Origin of the sequence: Duganella violaceipulchra (assembly GCF_019166075.1) — a bacterium.
Classification (GTDB): domain Bacteria; phylum Pseudomonadota; class Gammaproteobacteria; order Burkholderiales; family Burkholderiaceae_D; genus Rugamonas; species Rugamonas violaceipulchra.
This window is the reverse complement of the sequence record NZ_JAHTGR010000221.1, coordinates 1-255: the sequence shown is the minus strand read 5'-3', so window position 1 is coordinate 255 and position 255 is coordinate 1. Positions and strand designations below refer to the sequence as shown.

1 protein-coding gene is annotated in these 255 nt (G+C 64.7%); it reads right to left on the bottom strand.

From position 1 onward, the window contains the following. Nucleotides 1-255 (bottom strand): AMP-binding protein (locus KVP70_RS33785; RefSeq protein WP_217946787.1); only part of this gene is annotated, 255 nt, incomplete at both ends.

Sequence of the window (255 nt, the reverse complement as noted above, 5' to 3'; positions counted from 1 at the left end):
GGTCGCCGCTCTTGTATAGCCGCGCTTCCGCCTGCGCACTGAACGGATCCGGCAGGAAGCGCTCTGCCGTCAACTCCGGCCGATTCAGGTAGCCGCGCGCTACCCCCGCCCCGCCGATGTAGATCTCGCCGGTTACTCCCACCGGCACCGGTTGCAGGTGGGCGTCGAGGATGTAGAGTTGGGTGTTGGCGATTGGACGGCCTATGTGGCCAGCAAATCCCTGTGCCCGGGTCATGACCACCCATGTGGAATACG